At 62.6% G+C, this 5,956-nt stretch carries 8 protein-coding genes; 6 read left to right on the top strand and 2 right to left on the bottom strand.

Annotated features, from left to right (window positions below; all coding sequences use genetic code 11):
- On the bottom strand, window positions 1-805 hold an 805-nt coding region (locus tag KBT70_RS17900), incomplete at its 3' end, for a CaiB/BaiF CoA-transferase family protein (protein WP_296637402.1).
- 146 nt (window positions 806-951) lie between these two features.
- Between KBT70_RS17900 and KBT70_RS17895 the strand changes: the two genes are divergently transcribed.
- On the top strand, window positions 952-1,455 hold the full coding sequence (locus KBT70_RS17895; RefSeq protein WP_296637400.1) for a carbon monoxide dehydrogenase subunit G: 504 nt from the start codon (window positions 952-954) through the stop codon (window positions 1,453-1,455).
- 131 nt (window positions 1,456-1,586) lie between these two features.
- On the opposite strand, the gene KBT70_RS17890 is transcribed toward KBT70_RS17895, so the two are convergent.
- Window positions 1,587-2,303, bottom strand: a complete 717-nt coding sequence (locus KBT70_RS17890) for an SGNH/GDSL hydrolase family protein (RefSeq protein WP_296637398.1) — start codon at window positions 2,301-2,303, stop codon at window positions 1,587-1,589.
- A 201-nt stretch (window positions 2,304-2,504) separates the two neighbouring features.
- Here KBT70_RS17890 and KBT70_RS17885 point away from each other — a divergent pair, with 201 nt between their 5' ends.
- The 5 genes from KBT70_RS17885 to KBT70_RS17865 all read left to right on the top strand — a co-directional run.
- A complete protein-coding gene (locus KBT70_RS17885) occupies window positions 2,505-3,434 on the top strand; it encodes an ABC transporter ATP-binding protein (RefSeq protein ID WP_296637397.1) in 930 nt (309 codons plus the stop codon).
- A complete protein-coding gene (locus KBT70_RS17880; protein WP_296637395.1) occupies window positions 3,431-4,192 on the top strand; it encodes an ABC transporter permease in 762 nt (253 codons plus the stop codon). Before KBT70_RS17885 ends, KBT70_RS17880 begins: the two co-directional genes overlap by 4 nt.
- Before the next feature lie 109 nt (window positions 4,193-4,301).
- On the top strand, window positions 4,302-5,099 hold the full coding sequence (locus KBT70_RS17875; RefSeq protein WP_296637393.1) for a S49 family peptidase: 798 nt from the start codon (window positions 4,302-4,304) through the stop codon (window positions 5,097-5,099).
- Window positions 5,080-5,271, top strand: a complete 192-nt coding sequence (locus KBT70_RS17870) for a hypothetical protein (RefSeq protein WP_296637391.1) — start codon at window positions 5,080-5,082, stop codon at window positions 5,269-5,271. The genes KBT70_RS17875 and KBT70_RS17870 overlap by 20 nt, the downstream gene beginning before the upstream one ends.
- A partial coding sequence (locus KBT70_RS17865) for a sodium:calcium antiporter (protein ID WP_296637388.1) occupies window positions 5,268-5,956 on the top strand: 689 nt, incomplete at its 3' end. The genes KBT70_RS17870 and KBT70_RS17865, both read left to right, overlap by 4 nt.

Genomic DNA, 5,956 nt, shown 5'->3' with positions numbered 1-5,956 from the left:
CGGGCCATTGTGTGCGGTCATGTTGCGCGGCCATATCCGGTTCATCCGACAGGTTCAGCCGGGACAGGAATTCGGCATAGAACTGCGGCTCAAGACATTGCACCGAGAGCCAGCCCCCGCAGGCGCAGGCGTAGACGCGGCTCCAATGCGGCCCGTCGAGCAGGCTCTGACCGCGCATCATGCTCAGGTTGCCCGAGGGCATCATCGACATCAAAAGCGCCATCATATGCGCCGAGCCATCGACAATCGCCGCATCCACCACGGTGCCCCGCCCGCTGCGCCCGGCGCGGATCAGCCCCGCCAGCATCCCCGCCACGAGATAGAGCGCGCCGCCGCCCACATCCCCCACAAGGGTGGCGGGGGTGACAGGCGGCGTGCCCGGCGCGCCCGCATACCAGAGCGCGCCGGAGGTGGCGATGTAATTCAGATCATGCCCCGCCTCCTGCGCGCGCGGCCCCGCCTGCCCCCAGCCGGTCATACGCCCATAGACGAGACGCGGGTTGGCGGCCTGCATCGCCTCTGGCCCCAGACCCAGACGCTCCATCACGCCGGGGCGATACCCTTCGATCAGCGCATCCGACCGCTGGATCAGCGCGCGCGCGATGGCCACATCCTCGGCGCGCTTGAGGTCGAGCACGATCGAACGCTTGCCGCGATCCAGCAGATTGCGCGCGCCCGCCACCGGATTGCCCGCGCCGGGGCGATGGATCACGATCACCTCCGCGCCCATCTCGGCCAGCATCATCGCGGCAAAGGGCGCAGGCCCCAAACCCTCGAATTCCACCACGCGCAGCCCTGACAGCATCCTTGCCCCTCGTCCGTTTTGGCGCAGGGTAAGGGCAGCAGCGCGCGAAGGCCAGATGCCTTGCGCCGCTCCGACCTTCTGCTCCCTTGGCGCGGCAAGGGGGCTGCGCTAGGGTGCGGGCAGGATGCAACGGGAGGGCATGACAGATGCAGATGAGTGACGCGCGCGACATCAAGGCGGATCGGGCGACGGTCTGGGCGGCCCTGCTCAGCCCCGAGGTGCTCAAGGAATGCGTGCCCGGCGCGCAGGAGGTGACGGGCACGCCCGAAGAGGGGTTCGAGGCGACCGTCGTGCAAAAGGTCGGGCCGGTCAAGGCCACGTTCAAGGGCATGGTCAAGGTCTCGAACATCGTCGAGATGCAGAGCCTGACCTTGACCGGCGAGGGCAAGGGCGGCGCCGCAGGCTATGCCAAGGGCGGGGCCAATGTGCGGCTCGAGGATAGCGAGACCGGCACCCGGCTGAGCTATGCTGTCGAGGCCAGCGTGGGCGGCAAGCTCGCGCAATTGGGCAGTCGGCTGGTGGATGGCTTTGCCAAGAAGATGGCGGATCAGTTCTTTGCCCGTCTGGAGGAAGTGCTCGAAGGTCCATCCGAAGACGACCCCGAACCCGAGGCGGAAAAGAAAGGCTGGCTCAAGCGGTTGATCAGCTAAAGCACGTTACGTCTGTTTGGGTCACATCGCCCGGCCCCCGAGCCGGGGTCGCCAAGCTGACTAGGCGAGGTCTTGGGTCAAGCCCGGGACGGCTGTGTTTTCAATGTAGCCCAACACGCCCTAAGGCATTCTCATTCCGTCAGAGGCCGGTTGCGAGAGACCGTGCCCGCGTCATGCGCGACAATGATCTGCGCGATGCGCTGGCCGATAAGGCGGCTGGCCTTGAACGACGGGTGAATGAGGTCGATGGCGTGATACGATCGGTCGCCGTGCGGCACCATATCGGCGAGGGGCAGGAAATGCACCCCCCGGTCCAGCCCGGCCAAGAGCGCCACGCGGCGATCCATCTCGGCCCCCTCATCGGTGCAATGTTCCACCGGCGAGGTGATGCCCGGCGTGCGCAGATAGCCGACATAGATCACCTGTGCCCCGCTGTGCCGCAGGCGTGAGACAAAACCGGGGATTGCGCCGCGCCGCCCGTCGCGGGAAATCAGGCGATCCAACTTGGCCGCGCAGCGCATGCAGCCGCAGCCAAGCCAGAGATCATTGCCGCCGCCATTCAGCACCGCCCAATCCCAATCGCCCTGCCGGAATTGCTTGGTGATGTTGAGGCCAAGCGCGCCGCTGATGGGCAGGCGGTAGAGAAACCGCGCGCCCGCAACCGACATGTCGGTGACATGCACCCCCAATTCCTGCTCGACCGAGGACGAGACAGAGCGCCCCACCAGCTTGTGCATCGCCAAAAGCGAATCACCCATGACCAGAACGCGCGGCTCTGCCTGTGCAGGACTGACACCCGTCATCATCACACAAGTCAGCAGAACAAGCCGGAAAACATGCTTGATCATTCCGTTCCCCTCGCAATCCTCAGGCCCACCACCCGGTGTGGCAGTTACTGTACCATCCTGACGCGAAACTATGAACAAACTCACAAAAACAGACTGTTTTCTGATCGGCGACACCGCGCATGGATGCACAGGCATCTATGCCGCGATGCGCGTTGCGTTCGGGGACCAAAGGCTTAGGTTCCCATCCAAAAGAGGATCACCATGGCAGCTATCGTAGACGTTCAAAGCCTGAGCAAGACCTACAAGGGTGGGTTTACCGCGCTGAACGCGGTTTCGCTCCGCATCGAAGAGGGCGAGATCCTCGCGTTGCTCGGGCCAAATGGCGCGGGCAAGACGACGCTGATTTCCACGCTCTGCGGGATCACCACACCGACGGGTGGACGGGCCTCGGTCGGGGGGCATGACATCATTGACGAGTATCGCGCCGCGCGGGCGATGATCGGTCTCGTGCCGCAGGAAATCGCGCTGGAACCGTTTGAAAAGGTCATCAACACCGTGCGGTTTTCCCGCGGTCTGTTCGGGCGGCCGCGGGATGAGGCGTTGATCGAGCGCATCCTGCGACAACTCTCGCTCTGGGACAAACGCAACAACCGCATACGCGAGCTTTCGGGCGGGATGAAGCGCCGGGTTCTGATCGCCAAGGCGCTCTGTCACGAGCCGCGGGTTCTCTTTCTCGACGAGCCGACGGCGGGGGTCGATGTGGAGCTGCGCCGCGACATGTGGGAGGTGGTGCGCGGGCTGAAGGAAAGCGGTGTCACCATCATCCTGACCACGCATTATCTTGAGGAAGCCGAGGCCATGGCCGACCGGATCGCGGTGATCAACCGCGGCGAGATCCTGTTGATCGAGGACAAGGCGGCGCTGATGCGGCGGATGGGGCGCAAATCGCTGCGGATTGATCTGGTGGAGCCCATCGGCACGGTGCCGGACACGCTTGCCTCCTATGCGCTGGAAAGAACCAACGAGGGTCAGTCGTTGATTTACAATTATGAGACACGCGCCGAGGGCACGGGCATCACCCGGCTCTTGCAGGCATTGGCCTCCGAGGGGCTGTCGGTGCGTGACATCGAAACGCGCCAGAGCAGTCTCGAAGAGATTTTCGTGGGCCTCGTTCGGGAGGATGCGGCATGAACCTGCACGCCATTCGCGCCATCTATATCTATGAAATGAAGCGGTTTTTCCGCACCATTTTGGAAAGCCTGCTGTCGCCGGTCATCTCGACCACGCTCTATTTCGTGGTCTTTGGCGCCGCCATCGGCGGGCGGATCGAAGAGGTGGAAGGCGTGAGCTATGCTGCCTTTATCGTCCCCGGCCTGATCATGCTCAGCGTGATGACCCAAGCCATTTCCAACGCCTCGTTTGGTATCTATTTCCCGAAATTCATCGGCACGATCTTTGAACTGCTTTCGGCCCCGGTGAATTTCCTCGAGATTGTTGTGGGCTATGTTGGCGCGGCGGCAACCAAGGCGTTGATGATCGGCTCGGTGATCCTGATCACGGCCAGCCTCTTTGTCGATCTCGATATCCAGCATCCATGGATCATGGTGCTGTTTCTGGTGATGATCTGCGTGTCCTTTGCCCTTTTCGGGTTCATCATCGGAATCTGGGCCGAGAATTTTCAGCAATTGCAGCTTATCCCGCTCTTGGTGATCACGCCGCTCGTGTTCCTTGGGGGGGCGTTTTATTCCATCTCGATGTTGCCGCCGGCATGGCAGGTGGTGACACTCTTCAACCCGGTGGTCTATCTTGTCTCGGGCTTTCGCTGGGCCTTTTTCGGGGTGGCGGATGTTGGGATTGGCTACAGCCTCTTGGCGGTGGGGGTGTTCTTTGGCCTCTGCCTTGGGGCGGTCTGGATGATTTTCAAAACCGGATACCGGATCAAATCGTGACGGCCCCGCGTGATTTTTTTCACGCGAGGGCAGGGGAAACACCGGGGATGGGCGATCAGATGCACGGGCCGCCTTGTTTGTCTTGGCCCTGCACTCTACATCGGGCTGCATGAAGCACTTGATCCCTTTCCTCAACCGCAGACCAACTGTCGCGGTCATCCGTCTTGCGGGCATGATCGGCGCGGGGCCGCGCGCCCCCCTGAGTGACGAGACCATCGGGCCGGTGATCGACAAGGCGTTTGCGCGCGGCAAGCCTGTGGCGGTGGCGCTGGTGATCAATTCGCCCGGCGGCTCTCCAGTGCAATCCTCGCTCATTGCGGCGCGCATCCGGCGCTTGGCGGAGGAAAAGAAAATCCCCGTTCATGCCTTTGTCGAGGATGTTGCGGCCTCGGGCGGCTATTGGCTGGCTGTGGCGGCGGATGACATCTGGGTCGATGCCTCGTCGGTGCTGGGGTCTATCGGGGTGATCTCGGCGGGCTTTGGTGCAAACGAGTTTCTGACCCGGCAGGGGATCGAACGCCGCATCTACACGGCTGGCAAGTCCAAGAGCACGCTTGACCCTTTCATGCCCGAAAAGCCCGAGGATGTGACACGGCTCAAGGGGATTCTGGAAGAGATTCACGCGGCCTTTATCACCCATGTCAAATCCCGGCGCGGCGCGCGGCTGGGCGATAACCCCGATCTTTTCACCGGCGAATTCTGGCTGGGCGCGCGCAGCGTCGAATTGGGGCTGGCCGATGGCATCGGGCATATGTTGCCCAAGCTCAAGGAGCTTTATGGCGACAAGGTGCAGCTTGCCCGTTACGGGCGCAAACGCGGGTTCTTCCCGCGCTTTGGGGCGGCCATCGCCGAGGATGCGCTGAGCGCAGTTGAGGAACGGGCAAGCTTTGCCCGGTTCGGCCTCTGATTTGCTGGTCAAGGTCGTCATAATCTTTCTTCTGGCGATGGGGGTCCTCGCCATGTTCGGACGCCTCCGATTCCCCGGACAAAAACGGTTGAGCGAGTCCAAATGCCGGAAATGCGGGCGCTACCGTATCGGCAAGGGGCCGTGCTCCTGCGAAAAGGGTAAGTTGAAATGATGCCATGGCTTTTGTCGGCGCTGGGGCTGGTCATCCTGCTCCTGGCGGGGGATGCATTGGTCAAAGGGGCCGTCAATCTCAGCCTGAGGGTGGGGATTCCGGCGCTGATCGTCAGTCTGACGGTCGTGGCCTTTGGCACCTCTGCGCCGGAACTGCTGATTTCGGTCAACGCGGTGCTGGATGACAAGCCGGGGCTGGCGCTGGGCAATGTGGTGGGCTCGAATACCGCCAACATCCTCTTGGTGCTGGGGATTCCGGCCATTCTATCGGTGTTGCATACCAGCACCTGCAGGTGCTCCAAGTCCTATCTCCAGATGCTTGCGGCCTCGGTCCTGTTCATTCTGCTGGCCTTTCGCGGCACCTTTGACTGGATCGCGGGGCTGATCCTGCTGGCGGCGCTGGCGCTCATGCTGGCGGATGCGTTTCGCGATACGATGGCCCACCGACGCGATGCGGCGATTACCGCCCTGTCTGAGGCGGACGGGATCGAAGATGTCGAAGGTGCGGACCCCAATATGCCCTGGTGGCAGATCATTACGTTTCTGGTTCTGGGCCTTGTCGGTCTGCCGCTTGGGGCGGATATCCTCGTGGACAATGCCTCGATCCTCGCGCAGCGCTATGGGGTGAGCGAGGCGGTGATCGGCCTGACGCTGGTCGCGGTCGGCACCTCGCTGCCGGAACTGGC

The organism is Roseovarius sp., assembly GCF_018066915.1.
Lineage (GTDB): Bacteria > Pseudomonadota > Alphaproteobacteria > Rhodobacterales > Rhodobacteraceae > Roseovarius.
The sequence above is the reverse complement of the archived record's forward strand: the minus strand, read 5'-3'. Positions and strand labels throughout refer to the sequence as shown.

What these genes read in the sequence shown, in the direction of transcription:
- KBT70_RS17895 (WP_296637400.1), top strand. Translation starts at nt 952, where the DNA reads ATGCAGATGAGTGACGCGCGCGACATCAAGGCGGATCGGGCGACGGTC.
- KBT70_RS17890 (WP_296637398.1), bottom strand. Translation starts at nt 2,303, where the DNA reads ATGATCAAGCATGTTTTCCGGCTTGTTCTGCTGACTTGTGTGATGATG.
- KBT70_RS17885 (WP_296637397.1), top strand. Translation starts at nt 2,505, where the DNA reads ATGGCAGCTATCGTAGACGTTCAAAGCCTGAGCAAGACCTACAAGGGT.
- KBT70_RS17880 (WP_296637395.1), top strand. Translation starts at nt 3,431, where the DNA reads ATGAACCTGCACGCCATTCGCGCCATCTATATCTATGAAATGAAGCGG.
- KBT70_RS17875 (WP_296637393.1), top strand. Translation starts at nt 4,302, where the DNA reads ATGAAGCACTTGATCCCTTTCCTCAACCGCAGACCAACTGTCGCGGTC.